Here is a 15792-nt window from a genome sequence, read left to right on the forward strand (position 1 = left end):
CCTCACGGCGTCAGCCGGACGCGTCCAGACGATAGCGGCGCATCCAGTCGAGGCTTGTCTCGTCGGCGAGCTTTGCGACGCCCGGCCGGATGTCCCCGGCATTCGGCGGCCGAACGCCAAGGGCCTCGCAGATGGCCAGCAAGGCCGCTGCCGGATCGGCTGAGAGACGATCGTAGCCGACGCGCAGCGGCGTTATGCGTTGCGCCGCGAACCAGATGTTCCACGCCGCGTCATAGGCTTCGAGCTTGGCGAGTTCCCCTTTGATCCGCTCGAAATCATATCGGGGTTCTTGCGCCGGTGCGACCCTTTCGATCTCGGTGCCGTCCGGCGCAATATGCCAAAGGCCGGTCTGCTGTGCCTTGATCAGCGAGATCGCCTGCGCAAGCTTGTTCTCACGCGACAGGTGGATGTAGAGAATGCGGCCGAATGCCTGTTCGAAGCGCGCTTTGTCTGACGCCAGCCCTGGAAAAATGCGGTCGAGGATCGCCGAAAGTTCATCCAGGTTTTCGCGCATCAGGCGCAGGCCGAAGATGCCTGTCCCGCCCTTGCCGGCGGTGATTGCCGCATCGAAATAGGCAACGTCGAATTCAAGCTCGCCCATCGTGTCGCGGGCCGGCAATTTCCACTCGTCGGCCCATTCCGACAGGTCCTGCCGCCGATAGAAGGAGTGCGGATCGCCTGATGTCCCGGTGGAGGCCAGGAGCTTGCACAGCAGCGTGCTGCCGGTTCTCGGCGTGCCGCAGATGATGTAGGCGTCGAACATCCCGCTGCCCTCGTCGTTCATCGCAGGCAGGGCAACCCCGGCCGATCCACCGCCTATAATAGAAATCGCTGCTGAATGCGACGGGCGCACTCCAACGGCGTATGCAGGCTGGTGTCGACTTCGAGGTCGTAACTTATGCCCGCGTGCACGCGCCCATATTGCCAGCGCGCCAGCCCCGGCAGTCTGTCGGGTCGCCGGGCCTCGCGGGCTTCCAGAACCTCCAGCGGCGCCATCACACCGACCAGGTGGAGGTCGAAGGCCGACAGCAGTTTGACATAGTCAGGCATTTCGCCGTTGCACAGCACATCGTCGACGATCACGTCGTTGCCTTGCCCGGCCCTGGCGGCGATGGCGTGGCGCATGCCGTGCAGCGTTCTTTCGCCCACCGCTCCGGCCCTGATCACGACCGCGGGTTTGCCGTCCTGTTGAACGGTTTCGTAGGAAAAGCCATCGGCATGGTTCTGCAAGGCCTCTGGCAGCATCTCGAGGAAGCTGTCCATCTGGACATGCAGGAACGGCGCGGCGGTTATTGTCTGCAACGCCCTGGCAATCGAGCTTTTGCCGGCACTGCCGACGCCATTGAGCAGGACGATCCTGGCTGTCATCGTCAAACGCCTCTCTCGGACCGGCCTACCGGTTGCGCACCACCACGCACGCCCCGCCGACACCCTGCAGTTTCTGGCAGATGACATTGGCGGCGGCGCGGTCGTCGACGCCGATCCTGACGGCGTAGATACCGCGCCGACCAATCGGCGTGCGCACCCGGCTGACCACCGGATCATGCCCACCGAGCAAGGCCGGAAACCGGCTCCGCACCCTCAGCCACTGGCTGATAGCGGCACTGCGGCGGAAATTGCCGGCCACCTGGACGCCCCATGGTTTGACGTTGATCGAGGCCATCGCCACGGTCCGCGACATGATGACAGGCAGTTTGCGGCAAGCGACGGCAAAATCCGTCTTGGCATCGAGCGGCTCGACTTTTCCGGCATAGGCGGGGTCGGTGAACTTGTCGACCGGCTCGCCCATGACGTCGAAGACATAGCTCTCGGTCTCCATCGGTAGGAAGCCGCCGGAGCCCAACCAGCGCGACACCCGGCTTTCGCCGGCATTGTAGGCGGCCGCCGCCAGGCCAAGATTGCCGTAGCTGCTTTTCATTTCGGCGAGATATTTCGCCGAAGCCGGGATCGCCTGGTTGATGTCGAAGGAGTTTTCGAGCCCGCGCATCTTGGCGGTGCCCGGCATGAACTGGGCGATGCCTTCGGCGCCGACGGGACTGACGGCATTGGGGTCGAAACGGCTTTCCTTCCAGATCAGCCGCGCGAAGAAATCCCGCGGTAGGCCGTTCTGGTCGGCATGGGCCTGGATCAGGTTGCAGACCTTGTCGATGAGCCGCTGCTTGGCCGATTGCGGCGGATCGGCCTGAACGGATGTCGAGCACCCCAGGGCGCAAAGCAGGACCAGCGTCACCCTGAGGAAACGCTGCATTTCGTCTACTCCGCCGCGGCTTTGCCGCCGCGCCCAAACCTTTGCTCGATATAGTCGGCGACCATTTTCTCGAAATCCGCCGCGATCGACGGTCCGCGCAGCGTCGCCGCCTTCTTGCCGTCGACGAAGACGGGCGCCGTCGGCGTCTCGCCGGTGCCCGGCAGCGAAATGCCGATATCGGCATGCTTCGATTCGCCCGGGCCGTTGACGATGCAGCCCATCACCGCGACCTTGAGGTTCTCGACGCCTGGATATTTTTCGCGCCACACCGGCATGTTCTTGCGCAGATCGGCCTGAATGTTCTGGGCAAGCTCCTGGAACACGGTGGAGGTCGTGCGGCCGCAGCCGGGGCAAGCCGCGACGATCGGCACGAACTGGCGGAACCCCATGGTCTGCAGCAGTTCCTGCGCCACTTGCACTTCGCGCGTGCGGTCGCCATTCGGCTCCGGCGTCAGCGAGATGCGGATGGTGTCGCCAATGCCTTGCTGCAAGAGGATGCCCATGGCGGCGGACGAGGCGACAATGCCTTTCGAGCCCATGCCGGCCTCGGTGAGGCCGAGATGCAGCGCATGGTCGGAGCGGGTGGCAAGTTCGGTGTAGACGGCAATCAGGTCCTGCACGCCGCTGACCTTGGCCGACAGGATGATCTTGTCGCGGCCAAGGCCGATCTCTTCGGCCATCTCGGCCGACAGGATCGCCGACTGCACGATCGCCTCGCGCATCACTTCCTGCGCGGTCAGCGGAAAACCCTTGTCCTGGTTGTCGTCCATCAGCCGGGTCAGAAGCTCCTGGTCGAGCGAGCCCCAATTGACGCCGATGCGCACCGGCTTGTCATGCCTGATCGCCATTTCGACGATATCGGTGAACTGCCGGTCCTTCTTGTCCTTGAAGCCGACATTGCCCGGATTGATGCGGTATTTGGCCAGTGCCTCGGCGCAGGCCGGATGATCAGCCAGAAGCTTGTGGCCGATATAGTGGAAGTCGCCGACCAGCGGCACATTGATGCCGAGGCGCTGGAGCCGTTCGTGAATGCGCGGAACGGCGGCCGCGCTCTCGTCCCGGTCGACGGTGATGCGCACGATCTCGGAGCCGGCGCGGTGCAGTGCCGCGACCTGCGCGACGGTCTGATCGATGTCGGCCGTGTCGGTGTTGGTCATCGACTGCACCACGACAGGCGCGCCGCCGCCGACGACCACGCCGCCGACATCGACGCCGACCGAGGTGCGGCGGGGGAAGGGAAAGGAAAAATATCCGGTCATGCCGGCAGCCTTTTGTCTCTGGAGCCCACGCGTCCGCTCTGACGCACAAGCACTCCCCGGGGCCGATGCGCTGAGGTTCGGGCATGAGGTGGAGGAGCAAAGATGGCTTGTCAATGGCGACAGGTCGCCACTGGCAGCAATTGATCCCAGCATGCGAGCTGAAACAGGACACCGCCCGGCGACGGCCGAGGCGTAAAATAGGGATCGGAGGGGATATTAGCTGTGGCTTATGACTTAGCGCTGAAAATCAAAACGACAGCACCGGCGGCGGCTGCCGCCGGCAAGCAAGACCGCATAGTGGCGGCTATGTCAGTCGGGCATCAATGCGTGGTCGGTTGCGCTTTCAGTTTCTCAATCGCATCCTTGAGTGCCAGCTTGCGTCGCTTGAGATTCACGATTTCGAGGTCGTCCACCGACGGGTGGTTCATCGCGTCATCGATTTCGCGTTCGATGTCGCCGTGTTTCCGCTGCAACTCATCAAGATGGGATGCAAGAGACATGATTGGTTCTCCCTTTCATGGTTTCCTCGATTGCAGCCGCCACGGCGCGTCCACCGCAGGTCGCTTCTGTGACGGCACAATGACACTTTGCCACCTTCCGACTGCGATGTCGAATGCTGCGTGGTAGCATTCCACGACAAGGTGAAATGTGATATGGCCTGCGCGCCGGTGGCGGAAACTGCCACCCCCGCCCAATCAGGCCCAGTTTTTGGGCGCCGCAGACGTGCAGACGGTAGAGAATGTCCGATCAGGAAAAGGCCGATATTCGCCTCGAATTTTCCCGGCTGAAGCAGGAACATGCCGATTTCGATGCCGCGATCAACGCGATGATCGCCACCAATTGCGATCCGCTGCAAATCCAGCGCATGAAAAAGAAGAAGCTGGCGCTCAAGGACCGGCTGATGAAGCTGGAAGACAAGATCATTCCAGACATCATCGCCTGAACGCTTTCCCCTATCCGCCGATCGAAAGCCTGGCCGCGCGATCGCGCAGCAGGCCGATGAGACTGCCGGTGCGCTCGTCGGACGTATCGATGGGAACCACCAGGCACATCGTCGCCTCGACCTTGCCCGGTGCTGAAAAGACCGGCACGGCAAGGCACTTCGTATAGGCATCGACCAGGCCCGAGGTGACGCAGTAGCCGGTCACCCCAGCCTTGGCGATGTCGTCGACGAAATCGTCGAGCCGCAGCTTGCGGCCGTCGGGCAGCACGAGATCGTCTTCCGACACCATGGCTTCGACCTCGGCCCGCTCCAGCCCCGCCAGAAGCAGCCGGCCAGACGCGGTCCAAGGCAGCGGTATCTGCAGGCCGGTGGCGGAGCTGATGCGAAACGGCCTGGTGCCTGGGCTGGAATGGACGATGGTGTAGCGGCCGCTCTGCAGCATGCACAGTTCCGAGGTCTCGCCGGTCTCGCGCGACAGATGGTCGACCTCCTGGCGCCCGCGCCGCAGCAGGTCGTTGCCGCGCACATAATCCATTCCATAGAGATAGAGCTTCTTGCCGAAATAGACGCGGTTGCCGTCGCCAGCCATCTCCAGCAGGCCGGCGTCGACCAGCGACCGCACCAGCGTGTAGGTCGTCGAGCGGGGAGCATTCACCCCCTTGGCAAGGTCGCCAATGCCGATCGCGCGCTGCGTCGTGTGCAGGAAGTCCAGGATCTCGAGCACCCGGTTGAGGCCCTTCTCGCGGGAGGCCGTCGTCTTTTCGTCAGCCGAAACGGCCAAGGCGTTGCCATCTTGCATTGTCGATTCCTGGTGTTAGTATCTGTCTTGTACAGGATACATGCGTCTCTTGTAAGAGACAATCGCTTTGAAATCATCGACGTGTGTCTTGCCTACATGGGGAACACAACACGAAAGGAGGTCGCCGTGAACGACACATCCGGAAGACGTGATTTTCTGAAATTGGGAATGGCGGGATTGGCCACGGCCGGCGTGCTGGCAACCGTCGATGCGCAGAAGGCGGCCGCCCAGGCGGCATCCGACAGCCTGCTGCGCACCGTGCTCGACCGCGGCAAGCTTATCGTCGGCACCGGCAGCACCAACGCGCCCTGGCATTTCGAGAACGATGCCGGCGAACTGGTCGGCATGGACATCACCATGGGACGCATCCTGGCCAAGGGTCTGTTCGACGATCCGACCAAGGTCGAATTCGTCATGCAGGATCCGGCGCAGCGCATTCCCAACGTCACCACCAACAAGGTCGACATCACCATCCAGTTCATGACGATGACGGCGCAGCGCTCGCAGCTGATCAACTTCTCCCGGCCTTACTATGTCGAAGGCGTCGCCTTGCTGACGCTGCCCACCGCCGAGAACAAGACCTTCGACAAGCTGCTTGCCGGCGGTTCGGCGACGCGCATCTCCATCCTGCAGAATGTCGATGCCGAAAGCTCCGTCCACTATGCCTTGCCACAGGCACAGGTGCTGCAGATCGACACCCAGGCCAATGTGCTGCAGGCGCTGGAATCCAAGCGCGCCGACGCGGCAGCCGTCGATCTGTCCACCGTGCGCTGGCTCGCCTCGCGCAATCCGGACAAATATTTCGACGCCGGCAAGAGCTGGTATTCGATGCTCTACGGCGCTGCCTTGCGGCAGGGCGACCTCGACTGGCTGACCTTCGTCAACCAGACCTTCACCATCGCCATGTTCGGCCATGAATCGGCACTCTACGATGCCGCCTTCAAGGATTATTTCGGTCAGGAACCGCCGGCACGCCATCCCGGCTTCCCAGTCATCTGATCCCGGATCGCGGAAGGGCGGCATTCCAGCCCTTCCGCAATCCATTCGACGGCCTTCACACCGAGGCGAACGCATGGGCTATGCCCTCAATTTCAACCTGATCTGGCGGCATTTCGACAAGCTGTGGGGCGGTCTGCTGCTCAGCCTCGAGCTTGCGGTGATCTCGATCGCCATCGGCACCGTCATCGGCCTGCTGCTCGCGGTCTGGTACGTCTCGGCCGGACGCGTGGTGCGGGCCATCATCGCCGCCTATGTCGAATTCATCCGCAACGTGCCGCTGATCCTGCTCGTCTATCTCGTCTTCTACGGGGTGCCGACCGTGGTCGACCTGGCCTACAGCGCGCCGACCTCTTTCGTCCTGACGCTGTCGGTCTATAGCGGCGCCTATCTGGTCGAGGTGTTTCGCTCGGGCCTCGAGGCCGTCCCGCGCGGCCAGCTCGATGCCGGCAAGGCGATCGGACTGACGCCCTGGCAAAGGCTCATCCATGTGCGCCTGCCGACCATGCTGCGCATCACGCTGCCGGCGCTGTCCAACACCTTCATCTCGCTGTTCAAGGACACCTCGATCGCCTCGGTCATCTCGGTGCCGGAACTCACCTTCGGCGCCCAGTGGATCAACTTCAACACCTTCCGCATCGTCGAGGTCTATCTGGTGACGACGGCGATGTATCTGGTAACCGGCTACATCCTGCTTTTCGGACTCAGGCTCGTCGAGCGCCGGTTCAGGGCGGCGCGCTGACATGGCGAGCCAGATCCTCTACGCCCTGCCCTTCCTCGCCAAAGGCTTCGCCTTGACCCTTTGGGTGTCGATCCTGGTCGTCACCCTGTCGCTCGTCGCCGGCGTCCTGCTTGGCGTCGGCCTGGTCTATGGCCCCGCCCCATTGCGCTGGGCGGTGCGCATCTTCTCCGACACCATTCGCGGCATTCCGATCCTGGTGCTGATGTTCTTCGTCTATTATGGCCTGCCGGCGGTCGGGCTGCATCTGCCGTCGTTCTGGGCGGCCGTGCTGGCGCTCACCCTGTTCAAGACGGCGCAGGTCATCGAATATCTCAGGGGCGCGGTCGCCTCGATCCCGAAAGGCCAGTCCGAGGCGGCGATGGCGATCGGGCTGACCTTCCGCCAGCGGCTCACCTCAGTCATCTTCCCGCAGGCCTTCAGGCGCTTCCTGCCGCCCTGGATCAACGGCGTCACCGACGCGGTCAAGGGCAGCGCGCTGGTTTCGCTGCTCGGCATCACCGATCTGATGCAGGCCATCAACCAGGTCATCGGCCGCACCTATGAGGCGATGCCGCTCTATATCCTCGGCGCGCTCATCTATTTCGCGGTCAACTATGCGCTCTCGCTCGCCAGCCGGCGGCTCGAGCGGCGCTTTGCCTTCATTCGGGAATAGCACGATGTCCGACGCCACAAACGCCAGTCCCGCTCTGCTCGACGTGCGCGATGTCTCCAAGGCCTTCGGCCCCGTCGAGGTGCTGCGTTCCGTCAGCCTTCAGGTGAAACGTGGCGAAGTGGTCACCGTCATCGGCCCCTCGGGCAGCGGCAAGACCACGCTGCTGCGCTGCGTCAACTTCCTCGAAAGCTACGACTCAGGCTCGATCCGCATCGACGGCAAGGAGGTCGGCTATCGCGAGGCCGGAACGCGCCAGCGCCGCAGCGAACGCGACTTGGCCGCGATGCGCGCCGAGACCGGCATGGTGTTCCAGGGCTTCAACCTGTTTCCGCATCTCACCGCGGCCGGCAACATCATGCTCGGGCTCACCAAGGTGCGGGGAAAGAGCCAGGCCGAGGCGCGCCAGATCGCCGAGCACTGGCTCGGCCGCGTCGGCCTCGCACACAAGGCCGACAGCCTGCCGGCCGAGCTCTCCGGCGGCCAGCAGCAGCGCGTCGGCATCGCGCGCGCCGTGGCGATGGAGCCGAAAATCCTTTTGCTCGACGAGATCACCTCGGCGCTCGACCCCGAACTGGTCGGCGAGGTGCTGGCCGTGGTGCGCAGCCTCGCCGAGGACGGCATGACCATGCTGATGGTGACGCATGAAATGGCCTTCGCCCGCGACGCTTCGAGCCGCATCGTCTTCATGGCCGATGGCGGCGTCAGCGCCGTCGGCCCGCCCAAGGAGATCCTGGCGGCGGAAACCAGCAACGAGCGCCTCCGCGCCTTCCTGGCGCGCTTTCGCGCCTCGCATTTCTGACAATGGACGGCCGGTGCCGTCCCAAGGAGCCTGCTTCCATGACGCCTTACATCCGGCTCGCCGAACTCGGCCTGACGCTGCCCGAGCCGCCGACGCCCATCGCCAACTTCGTCACCCATGCCGAGAGCGGGCGATTGATCTTCCTGTCGGGCCAGGGGCCGCTGCGTGCCGACGGCACGCTCTGCACCGGCAAGGTCGGCGAGGACGTGACCGTCGAACAGGCCTATGAGCATGCGCGCCTGACCGGGCTCAATCTGCTGGCCGTCATGCATGCCGCCGCCGGCGATCTCGGCCGCATCGTGCGCGTGGTCAAGCTGCTCGGCTTCGTCAACGCGACGCCGACTTTCAGCGACCACCCGAAAGTGGTCAATGGCTGCTCGGACCTGTTCGCCGATGTGTTCGACAAGATCGGCGGCCATGCCCGTTCGGCGATCGGCGTCGGCTCGCTGCCGGGAAACATCACTGTCGAAATCGAGGCGGTCGTCGAAATCGCCGCCTGACCTGCCACTCACGGGATCCGCTCACATGAAAACCTATTCCGACACCGGTTCCAACACCACCATTCGCGAACGGCTGGGTTTGCGGCCGATCATCAATGTCTCCGGCACCATGACCGCGCTCGGCGCATCGATCATCGTTCCGGAGGCGATCAGCGCCATGGCGGAAATGGCCTCGCAATGGGTGGAAATGGATGATCTGCAGCGCGCCGCGAGCACGGTGGTGGCGCGCCTCACCGGCGGTGAGGCCGGCTTCATCACCGCCTGCTGCGCCAGCGGCATCACCATGGCGATCGCCGGTGCGATGACGGGAACCAGCCTGCTCGCCATCGAGCGCCTGCCTGATGACACCGGCGACCTCAAATCGGAGGTCGTCATCCAGCTTGGCCACATCGTCAATTACGGCGCCCCGATCGACCAGTCGATCCGCGTCGCCGGCGCCAAAGTAGTGCCCGCCGGCACGGTCAGCGTCACCCAGGACTACCATGTGCGCGAAGCGATCAACGAGCGCACGGCGGCCGGCCTCTATGTCGTCGCCCATCACACGGTGCAGTACGGCATGCTGTCGCTGGAGGAATTCTGCGAGATCTGCCACGCCAAGGGCGTGCCGGTGATCGTCGATGCGGCGTCCGAATATGATCTGCGCGGTTTTCTCGCCCGCGGCGCCGACGTCGTCATCTATAGCGGCCACAAGTTCCTGAGTGGGCCGACCAGCGGCATCGTCACCGGCCGCAAGGACCTGGTGCTATCAGCCTATCTGCAGAACCGCGGCGTGGCGCGGGCCATGAAGGTCGGCAAGGAAAGCATTGCCGGCACCATGGCGGCACTGGAAGCCTGGGAAAAGCGCGATCACGACGGCATCCGCCGGCGCGAGGAGGCGGCGCTCAATCTCTGGAAGGACACCTTGCAGGGACTGCCGGGCATCCTTGCCAAGATCATTCCAGATCCAACGGCCAATCCGCTCGACCGGCTGCAGATCTTCGTATCGCCGGAGAGCCGCTTCAGTGCCGCCGGCCTCGCCTCGGCGCTGGCGGCCGGCTCGCCGCCGATCATCGTGCGCAACCACGAAGTCGAGCGCGGCCACTTCTTCCTCGACCCCTGCAATCTGCATCCCGGCGAGGCCGAGATCGTCGCCGAGCGGTTGCGTGGAGTGCTGACCGCGAAGGACCGTCCCGCCGATGCGATGAAGGCAGCGCGGAAGGATTCTTCTGGCACACTGCGCTGGCCGGATTGAGCGTCAGGCCAACCATCCCAAACCACCAGTGATCACGCGACTGTGAACAGCCCGGATCGCAGGCTTTGGGAATAAATCGGCGCCGCGACAAGTCTCCTCCGTATACGCCACGGCTGGCGTTGAGGAGACCGGCATGCCCCATCATTGCAAGGACAGCGAACACGGCGTCGGCCGTGGCGATGCGCTGGCGAGCATGATGGTCGTCAGGCTCTCCTTCGTGGCGCTTGACAGCGGTGACGCAGATGAATTCAGTTTCGGCAAGGCAGGCGGCTCTGCCTGCTTCCGGGGGCTTTGCCCCTCCGAGCAGGGCAAGGTCACCGTCGCATCTTGAGGCGGCACGGCCTGGAGTATCGGATCATGGTGCCGCGTTGAGCGAGAGGGCCCTGGCAGAACGCTTCAACGAAGTGGTGCTGCCGCATCTCGGCGATGCGCTGGCGTTGGCCCGCTGGCTGACCGGCAATGCCGCCGATGCCGAGGATGTGGTGCAGGACGCCTGCATCAAGGCGCATGCCGGCATATCAGGCTACGCTGGCGGCAACGCCCGCGCCTGGCTGCTGACCATCGTGCGCAACACCTCCTACACCTGGATGGCGCGCAACCGGCCGCGTGCCATGATGGCCGTCGGCGATCTGGGCGACCTCGATGACATGGCGGCGGCGCACGGCACCAGCATGCCCGACGAGGACGGCCCGGAGGCTAGCCTGATCGCCAAGGCCGATAGTGCAGCATTGGAGGCGGCGATCGCGGCCCTGCCGCAGCCATTTCGCGAGACACTGGTGCTGCGCGATATCAACGGCCTCAGCTATCGCGAGATATCGGCCATGCTTGCCGTGCCGATCGGCACGGTGATGTCCAGGCTGGCCCGCGCCCGTGGCCTGCTCGCGTCAGAATTGGGGAGAGCGTCATGACGCACGACGACGGACTGCCCAACGATCCCGAAGGTATCAGACTGATGATCCATGCCCTTGTCGATGGCGAGCTTGATGCGGCGGCCGCTCTTGCCGTGGAGCGCCGCATCGCCGCCGACCCCAGGCTTGCCGCCGAGCATGCCCGCATTGTCGCCTTGCAAGGCGCTGTCAGCCGTCTGCCGCGCCCTGATGTCAGCGACGCGTTCCGGGCCCGCATCGCGTCGATCGGCATGGCCGGCACCGAACGGCAGGCGCCGGGCGAGGCGGAGCCGCAGCGCGGTACGCCGTCGACGCTGCCGGGGTTGATTGCCGGCGCTGGCGGCGGCCAGAGACGGGAAGCCGGGACACGTCCTTCTGAGGCGCGGCCATCGCCGAGAGCGCGCCGCTTCGGCTCGTTCGACTGGCGCGCCATGGCCGCGTCGATCATGATCAGCGCCGTGCTGGCCAGCGGGGCGACGCAATGGGTGATGCAGAGCGGCGTCGATGACGGCTTTGCCGCCGCGGTCGCCAGCGGCCATCGCCGCAGCCTGCTTGCCGCGAGCCCAATCGACATCGTCTCGTCCGACCGCCATACGGTCAAGCCCTGGCTCGACGCCCGCATCGGCGTGTCGCCGCCGGCCCCCGACCTTGCCCAGGACGGCTACGCGCTGATCGGCGGCCGGGTCGAGGTGATATCCGGCCGGCCGGTGCCGGCTCTGGTCTACCGCCACCGCGAGCATCTGATCACGCTGGTCGCCGAACCGCAGCAGGGCGGCAAGACCACCCAGCCCGGCGACCTTTCCTCCGGCGGCTTCTCGATGGTGCACTGGAGCGACGGCGCCTTCTCCTACTGGGCAATCTCCGACATGGAACGGCCCGAACTCGACGACTTCGTCGCCCGCTTCCGCAAGGCGGTGGTGTGAGGGCTACCTCCCCATCTATCGATCCCAACGCTTTGAGGCCGTTCTCCCGCGGGAAGAACGGCCGGCACCCATGCTCGACTCGGCGGCTGGGCGTCATGCCGCCCCGGCACGCAAGCTCTCGGACGACTTGATCGCGCTGGTCGATATCCTCGTGGTCAATGCCATCGAAGCGGAGTTCTTGGCTGGCGTCGCGGTGGTGGAGACGCTCGACGGCGCGGCGCAAGCGGCACGGCTTCTGGCCAATCTCTGCCCCGTGGCGATCGTCACGGCGGGTGGCGAGGGCGTCGCCTGCTGCGATCGGACCGGCGAGGCCTTCTCTCTTCCCGCCATCCCGGTCAAGCTTGTCAGCACGCACGGCGCGGGCGACGAATTCGTCGGCGCTTTGGCCGCCGCACTTGCCAATGGCGAGGACATGCGGGCCGCCGTCACCGCCGCCAACGCCGCTTCGGCCCTGCTCGTCTCGACGCCCGAGGCAGAGCGTCACAACCTCTAGCGGGCCGGTTTGCGCCTTGCCGGAGGACAAGCATGCCCGCATATCCTTGCCGTCGCTGCCGAATTCCGCTAAGGCGCGCCTTTGTCGCCGGGGAGCAACAAGCTTGAACGATCAACGCGCCGACGTCGCCATCATCATGGGCAGCCAGTCCGACTGGGCGACGATGCGCCAGGCTGCCGAAACGCTGGAGGCGCTCGGCGTCCCGCACAAGCGCCTGATCATCTCCGCGCATCGCACGCCCGACCGGCTCTATGAGTTCGCCAAGGGCGCCAAGGCCGCCGGCTACAAGGTGATCATCGCCGGCGCCGGCGGCGCGGCGCACCTGCCCGGCATGACGGCGGCGATGACGCCGCTGCCGGTGTTCGGCGTGCCGGTGGAATCGAAGGCGCTGTCGGGGCAGGATTCGCTGCTCTCAATCGTCCAGATGCCGGCCGGCATTCCTGTCGGGACACTGGCCATCGGCAAGGCGGGTGCGGCCAATGCGGCCCTGTTGGCAGCCGCCGTTCTGGCGCTGAACGACGACAAGCTTGCCCAGCGCCTCGATGCCTGGCGCGCCTCGCAGACCGCCAAGGTCGCCGACGAACCGACGGACACGCCGTGAGCCTGCCCGCCGGATCGACCATCGGCATCATCGGCGGCGGCCAGCTCGGCCGCATGCTGGCAATGGCCGCCGCCCGCCTCGGCTACCGCACCATCGTGCTGGAACCGCAACCGGATTGCCCGGCGGCACAAGTAGCCAATCGGCAGATTACGTCAGCCTATGACGACCCGGCCGCCCTTGCCGAGCTGGCGACGGCAAGTGCCGTCGTCACCTACGAGTTCGAGAATGTTCCCGTTGCCGCGGCGGAAGCGCTTGCCGCCAAGGTTGCGGTCTATCCGCCGGCGCGCGCGCTCGACGTTGCGCAGGACCGGGTCAGCGAAAAGACATTCCTCAACGGCATCGGCATTGCCACCGCCGAGTTTCGTCCGGTCGACACCGACCAGGACCTGACGGCGGCGCTGAAGACATTCGGCGGCAGCGGCATATTGAAAACGCGGCGCATGGGCTATGACGGCAAGGGCCAGCGTGTCTTCCGCAACATGGAGGCGGGCGGCTTCGCCGGCACCTGCGAGGCGATGGGCAATGTGCCGCTGATCCTGGAAAGCTTCGTGCCCTTCGAGCGTGAGATCTCGGTGATTGCAGCGCGTGGCCTGGATGGCGCAGTGGCAACCTACGACCCGGCCGAGAATGTCCACCGCAACGGCATTCTCCACACTTCGACGCTGCCAGCCGGCGTCAAATGTGAGACGGCTGAAGCGGCGCGGACGGCGGCGGCGAAAATCCTGTCGGCGCTCGATTATGTCGGCGTCATCGGCGTCGAGTTCTTCGTGCTTTCCGACGGTTCGCTGCTGGCCAATGAGATTGCGCCGCGGGTCCACAATTCAGGCCACTGGACCGAGGCGGCCTGCATCGTTTCGCAGTTCGAGCAGCACATCCGCGCCGTGGCCGGCCTGCCGCTCGGCAGCCCGGAGCGCCACTCCGATTGCGTGATGGAGAACCTGATCGGCGACGACGTGCTGCGCGTCCCTCAACTGCTCGCCGAGCCCGATCTGATGCTGCATCTCTATGGCAAGGCCGAGGCGCGGCCCGGCCGCAAGATGGGCCATTTCACCCGCGTCAGCCGTCGCGTTCAATAGCCGGAAGCGAAGCTATTGCACCACGTCGCTGTCCTCGTTGGGGCTGGCGCAGCTCGCATCGCCTTCCTCGCAATTGGCCGAGGCTGCAAGCTGCCTGATGCGGTCATTGGTCAGCCTGGCCAGGCACTGCGAAACCTCCATCGCGTGGATGGAACCGCCCACGCTGGCGGCTGTGCTGTGCGCGCACTCCGCGTCGCGGAAGGTGATCCAGGCGCGTTGCGCCGCCTGCAGCAATCTTTTACCGTTGGCATCATCGGAGCTGATCAGGTCCTGATAGGCCGCATTGAGCTTGGCGTCGGCGGCCTGGTAGTCCTCGCCGGCGCAGATGTTCATCATCTGCTGGCTGTCGTCGGAGCGGTCGCATTCCTGTGCGCGCGCGATCGACGTTTCCGCCAGGACGACAAGGCAGGCGGACAGCAATATTCGGCGCATGATCGTCCCCAAATCACTTGAAACACTCCGTATCATCCCAGCCGGCCCACGGCCGCGCAATGCCGCAAGGCCGACATGGCGGATATTTGATGATATGGAGGTATGGAGCATGCTTGCGGTTGACATGGGCAAGGCTCCTCGTTTATGAGCCACCCACCGTTGAAAAGGCGCGTCTTCTGGCGCGCCTTAAAATTTCGACCCGGAACCGGGTCCACACCGACAGGCAAGACCATGAAGATCAAGAATTCGCTCAAGGCGCTGAAGGCGCGTCACCGCGACAACCAGCTGGTTCGCCGCAAGGGCCGCGTTTACATCATCAACAAGACCGCCCCGCGCTACAAGGCGCGCCAGGGCTGACTTTCGGCCGGAGGCTTTTCGCCTCCGCCCCTTGATGCTTGTCGGCCTGCCGACCTTCTCACGCTAAAATCACTTTGCTGTTCCGCCGCCCGGGACTAGGATCGGGCGATGCGGATTCTTTTTGCATTTTTGACAGCCCTGCTTGTTTCCGGCGCCACAAGCTTGCCGGCCGGCGCCGCCGACGATCAGCCGGCAGCGCCGGCTGCCCCGGAGGCTCCTGCCGCGCCGATGACGAAACAGGCCCGGCTTGACAAGCTGTTTTCCGACCTCAAGCGCGAACGCAACGAAAAGGCCGCCGAACGCATCGCCGGCAACATCTGGGGCGAATGGTTCCAGTCCGGCAGCGCCTCGATCGATCTGATGATGCTGTGGTCGCAAAAGGCGATGGACAACCAGAAATTCGACGTCGCGCTCGATTTGCTTGATCAGGTTGTGACCTTGCAGCCGACCTATGCCGAAGGCTGGAACCGGCGCGCCACGGTGCATTTCATGATGAAAAACTACGGCAAGTCAATGTCCGACATCGACCACACGCTGCAACTCGAGCCGCGCCATTTCGGCGCGCTGTCGGGCCTGGCGCAGATCATGGCTCTGACCGGCCACAAGCAGTCGGCGCTCGAAGCCTGGCAGAAGGTGCTGGCCATCTATCCGATGATGCGCAGCGCCCAGGACCAGGTCGCCACGCTTTCGGAAGAGTTTGCCGGCGAAGGAATTTAGTACAGGCAGTAGGGAATAGGCAGTAGGCAGTAGCGAGAAAGATTGGGCGGCAAACACCAACCTACTGCCTACTGCCTACTGCCTACTGCCTACTGCCTACTGCCTACTGCCTACTGCCTATTCCCCTACTTCAGAAC

The 15792-nt window shown here is 64.5% G+C and carries 22 protein-coding genes; 15 read left to right on the top strand and 7 right to left on the bottom strand.

The window, feature by feature from the left end:
- Nucleotides 1-10 precede the first annotated feature (10 nt).
- The 5 genes from FJ546_RS23920 to FJ546_RS23940 all read right to left on the bottom strand — a co-directional run bounded on the left by FJ546_RS23920 (nucleotide 11) and on the right by FJ546_RS23940 (nucleotide 4007).
- The gene (locus FJ546_RS23920; protein ID WP_246686938.1) at nucleotides 11-763 is read right to left on the bottom strand and encodes a Stf0 family sulfotransferase; all 753 of its coding nucleotides are present in this window, start codon (nucleotides 761-763) and stop codon (nucleotides 11-13) included.
- 53 nt (nucleotides 764-816) lie between these two features.
- A complete protein-coding gene (locus tag FJ546_RS23925) occupies nucleotides 817-1368 on the bottom strand; it encodes a chloramphenicol phosphotransferase (RefSeq protein ID WP_140891575.1) in 552 nt (183 codons plus the stop codon).
- Nucleotides 1369-1393: 25 nt separating this feature from the next.
- Nucleotides 1394-2248, bottom strand: coding sequence for a lytic transglycosylase domain-containing protein (locus FJ546_RS23930; protein ID WP_140891576.1), 855 nt, complete (start codon nucleotides 2246-2248; stop codon nucleotides 1394-1396).
- A gap of 5 nt (nucleotides 2249-2253) precedes the next feature.
- On the bottom strand, nucleotides 2254-3507 hold the full coding sequence (gene ispG / locus FJ546_RS23935; RefSeq protein ID WP_140891577.1) for a flavodoxin-dependent (E)-4-hydroxy-3-methylbut-2-enyl-diphosphate synthase: 1254 nt from the start codon (nucleotides 3505-3507) through the stop codon (nucleotides 2254-2256).
- Between the two features lie 320 nt (nucleotides 3508-3827).
- A complete protein-coding gene (locus FJ546_RS23940; RefSeq protein WP_010911953.1) occupies nucleotides 3828-4007 on the bottom strand; it encodes a YdcH family protein in 180 nt (59 codons plus the stop codon).
- A 239-nt stretch (nucleotides 4008-4246) separates the two neighbouring features.
- Between FJ546_RS23940 and FJ546_RS23945 the strand changes: the two genes are divergently transcribed.
- Nucleotides 4247-4450, top strand: a complete 204-nt coding sequence (locus FJ546_RS23945) for a YdcH family protein (RefSeq protein ID WP_140891578.1) — start codon at nucleotides 4247-4249, stop codon at nucleotides 4448-4450.
- Nucleotides 4451-4460: 10 nt separating this feature from the next.
- Here the strand turns inward: FJ546_RS23945 and FJ546_RS23950 are convergent, their stop codons facing one another.
- Nucleotides 4461-5249 carry an IclR family transcriptional regulator gene (locus FJ546_RS23950; protein ID WP_140891579.1) on the bottom strand — a complete coding sequence of 263 codons (789 nt, stop codon included), beginning with the start codon at nucleotides 5247-5249 and terminating at the stop codon, nucleotides 4461-4463.
- A gap of 168 nt (nucleotides 5250-5417) precedes the next feature.
- Between FJ546_RS23950 and FJ546_RS23955 the strand changes: the two genes are divergently transcribed.
- The 12 genes from FJ546_RS23955 (at nucleotide 5418) to FJ546_RS24010 (ending at nucleotide 14149) form a co-directional block, all read left to right on the top strand.
- Entirely contained in the window at nucleotides 5418-6248 is an 831-nt protein-coding gene (locus tag FJ546_RS23955) for a transporter substrate-binding domain-containing protein (protein WP_010911956.1), read from the top strand.
- Between the two features lie 73 nt (nucleotides 6249-6321).
- A complete protein-coding gene (locus FJ546_RS23960) occupies nucleotides 6322-6987 on the top strand; it encodes an amino acid ABC transporter permease (protein ID WP_140891580.1) in 666 nt (221 codons plus the stop codon).
- Between the two features lies 1 nt (nucleotide 6988).
- Nucleotides 6989-7639 carry an amino acid ABC transporter permease gene (locus FJ546_RS23965; RefSeq protein ID WP_140891581.1) on the top strand — a complete coding sequence of 217 codons (651 nt, stop codon included), beginning with the start codon at nucleotides 6989-6991 and terminating at the stop codon, nucleotides 7637-7639.
- 4 nt (nucleotides 7640-7643) lie between these two features.
- On the top strand, nucleotides 7644-8438 hold the full coding sequence (locus FJ546_RS23970; RefSeq protein WP_140891582.1) for an amino acid ABC transporter ATP-binding protein: 795 nt from the start codon (nucleotides 7644-7646) through the stop codon (nucleotides 8436-8438).
- Between the two features lie 38 nt (nucleotides 8439-8476).
- The gene (locus FJ546_RS23975; protein WP_010911960.1) at nucleotides 8477-8938 is read left to right on the top strand and encodes a RidA family protein; all 462 of its coding nucleotides are present in this window, start codon (nucleotides 8477-8479) and stop codon (nucleotides 8936-8938) included.
- Nucleotides 8939-8963: 25 nt separating this feature from the next.
- Nucleotides 8964-10169 (top strand): aminotransferase class V-fold PLP-dependent enzyme, encoded by a 1206-nt coding sequence (locus FJ546_RS23980; RefSeq protein ID WP_140891583.1) that lies wholly within the window; start codon nucleotides 8964-8966, stop codon nucleotides 10167-10169.
- A 133-nt stretch (nucleotides 10170-10302) separates the two neighbouring features.
- Nucleotides 10303-10500, top strand: coding sequence for a hypothetical protein (locus FJ546_RS23985; protein WP_140891584.1), 198 nt, complete (start codon nucleotides 10303-10305; stop codon nucleotides 10498-10500).
- A gap of 37 nt (nucleotides 10501-10537) precedes the next feature.
- The gene (locus FJ546_RS23990; protein ID WP_140891585.1) at nucleotides 10538-11077 is read left to right on the top strand and encodes a sigma-70 family RNA polymerase sigma factor; all 540 of its coding nucleotides are present in this window, start codon (nucleotides 10538-10540) and stop codon (nucleotides 11075-11077) included.
- Complete coding sequence (locus FJ546_RS23995) at nucleotides 11074-11979, top strand: anti-sigma factor (protein ID WP_140891586.1); 906 nt, start codon at nucleotides 11074-11076, stop codon at nucleotides 11977-11979. The genes FJ546_RS23990 and FJ546_RS23995 overlap by 4 nt, the downstream gene beginning before the upstream one ends.
- 70 nt (nucleotides 11980-12049) lie before the next feature.
- A complete protein-coding gene (locus FJ546_RS24000; protein WP_348641998.1) occupies nucleotides 12050-12472 on the top strand; it encodes a PfkB family carbohydrate kinase in 423 nt (140 codons plus the stop codon).
- Between the two features lie 103 nt (nucleotides 12473-12575).
- Nucleotides 12576-13073 (top strand): 5-(carboxyamino)imidazole ribonucleotide mutase, encoded by a 498-nt coding sequence (purE, locus tag FJ546_RS24005; RefSeq protein WP_010911966.1) that lies wholly within the window; start codon nucleotides 12576-12578, stop codon nucleotides 13071-13073.
- Nucleotides 13070-14149 (top strand): 5-(carboxyamino)imidazole ribonucleotide synthase, encoded by a 1080-nt coding sequence (locus FJ546_RS24010; RefSeq protein WP_140891587.1) that lies wholly within the window; start codon nucleotides 13070-13072, stop codon nucleotides 14147-14149. The genes purE and FJ546_RS24010 overlap by 4 nt, the downstream gene beginning before the upstream one ends.
- 12 nt (nucleotides 14150-14161) lie before the next feature.
- Here the strand turns inward: FJ546_RS24010 and FJ546_RS24015 are convergent, their stop codons facing one another.
- Entirely contained in the window at nucleotides 14162-14581 is a 420-nt protein-coding gene (locus FJ546_RS24015; RefSeq protein WP_140891588.1) for a lysozyme inhibitor LprI family protein, read from the bottom strand.
- 231 nt (nucleotides 14582-14812) lie between these two features.
- On the opposite strand from FJ546_RS24015, the gene ykgO reads away from it, so the two are divergent.
- Together ykgO and FJ546_RS24025 are read left to right on the top strand one after the other, a co-directional pair.
- Nucleotides 14813-14938, top strand: coding sequence for a type B 50S ribosomal protein L36 (gene ykgO / locus FJ546_RS24020; RefSeq protein ID WP_006327841.1), 126 nt, complete (start codon nucleotides 14813-14815; stop codon nucleotides 14936-14938).
- 108 nt (nucleotides 14939-15046) lie between these two features.
- The gene (locus FJ546_RS24025; RefSeq protein WP_140891589.1) at nucleotides 15047-15655 is read left to right on the top strand and encodes a hypothetical protein; all 609 of its coding nucleotides are present in this window, start codon (nucleotides 15047-15049) and stop codon (nucleotides 15653-15655) included.
- Nucleotides 15656-15792 lie beyond the last annotated feature (137 nt).

It is taken from the genome of Mesorhizobium sp. B2-4-19, assembly GCF_006441315.1.
Taxonomy (GTDB): Bacteria; Pseudomonadota; Alphaproteobacteria; order Rhizobiales; family Rhizobiaceae; genus Mesorhizobium.